The 1,032-nt window shown below is 48.7% G+C and carries 1 protein-coding gene; it reads right to left on the bottom strand.

Features of this window, described 5'->3' with window-relative positions:
- Positions 1-1,032: murein biosynthesis integral membrane protein MurJ (gene murJ, locus R7Q41_RS24405; protein WP_318144755.1), on the bottom strand; the 1,032-nt coding region annotated here is incomplete at both ends.

Raw genomic sequence — 1,032 nt, 5'->3', positions numbered from 1 at the left:
CGATGATGCCGTATTTCACTGGCGTTTTTGTGTCTTGGCGTGAGTAATAGCCTGGCGCTAACACTTTAATTAACATGAAATTCAATAGGCCAGATGCGTAAGCGAGCAACGACAGAGACGCTTGGTGCACATCTTGTGGAGAGAACTCACCGCGCATAAATAGCACCATCAACATCGGCTTCGCCAACGCCATCAAACCCAACATCGCCGGAATCCCGAGCAGCGTTACCATGCGAACGCCCCAATCCATGGTATGTGCAAAACCTTCGCTCTGCGAGTCCACATGTTTACGAGACAGCGCAGGCAAAATCACCGTCGCAATCGCAATACCAAACAGCCCCAGCGGGAACTCCAACAAACGATCGGAATAATACAACCAGCTGATTGAGCCAGTTTGTAGAAAGCTGGCAATAAAAGTATCAAATAGCAGGTTGATTTGACTGACAGAGACGCCAAACAAAGCGGGAATCATCAACGTGCGGATTTTTACCACCCCAGGATCGCGCCACCCCCACTTAGGCTTAACCATCACGCCCGCTTTAATAAGGAAAGGAATTTGGAATAAGAACTGAACCAAACCACCTAAAAACACACCGATAGCCAGACCGATTTCCGGTTGAGACATCTGTGGCGAGATAAACCAAGCCGCCAGAATGATCATGACATTCAAAAAGACCGGAGTGAATGAGGAGACGGCAAACTTGCCGAGTGTGTTAAGAATGGCTCCGGAAAGCGCAACAAAGGTGATGAACCATAAATAAGGGAAGGTAATTTTGAGCATCAGACTGGCTAGCTCAAATTTCTCTGCGGCCGGCCCACCATGCATCCAATCTAAAAACCAGCCAAAACCAAACAGCGCGGTTACCACACCAGAGCCCAGCACGCCCAGCACGGTAACAATAGAGACAATAACCCCTAACGTACCGGCAGCACGAGCAATCAACTCGCGTGTTTTGTCCATATCACCTTGAGCGTGATTCTCCGTTAAAACAGGGACAAACGCTTGAGAAAAAGCCCCTTCAGCAAACAAAC

This window comes from Vibrio sp. 2096, assembly GCF_033339595.1.
Classification (GTDB): Bacteria; Pseudomonadota; Gammaproteobacteria; order Enterobacterales; family Vibrionaceae; genus Vibrio; species Vibrio alginolyticus.
Note: the sequence above shows the minus strand (reverse complement) of the source record. Positions and strands in the feature narration are given on the sequence as shown.